The organism is Staphylococcus sp. HMSC067F07, from assembly GCF_001837405.1.
Taxonomy (GTDB): Bacteria; Bacillota; Bacilli; order Staphylococcales; family Staphylococcaceae; genus Staphylococcus; species Staphylococcus capitis.
This window is the reverse complement of the sequence record NZ_KV832223.1, coordinates 1-238: the sequence shown is the minus strand read 5'-3', so window position 1 is coordinate 238 and position 238 is coordinate 1. Positions and strand designations below refer to the sequence as shown.

Here is a 238-nt window from a genome sequence, read left to right as displayed (position 1 = left end):
TATTCAATGCTTGTAAAGCTTGTTCAACTTTATCTTTTTCAGCTGAAATTTGTTGAACAGTAGCATCGCCATTATTAATTATTGAGTTTGCTAGGTTGATGGCACTTTATGCATCAGCTTTTTTAGCATTGTAATTATTAATAGAGTTTTGAGTCATACCTGTAGTGCTAGGTTGATTATTAATCGCTTCCTGTAATTGATTTCTAGCAGTAACTAATTCGTTATTGTTAGCCTTGTT

General features: G+C 31.9%; 1 protein-coding gene. It reads right to left on the bottom strand.

Annotated elements, in window-relative coordinates:
- A partial coding sequence (locus tag HMPREF2706_RS12435; protein ID WP_371106840.1) for a hypothetical protein occupies positions 1-100 on the bottom strand: 100 nt, incomplete at its 3' end.
- Positions 101-238 lie beyond the last annotated feature (138 nt).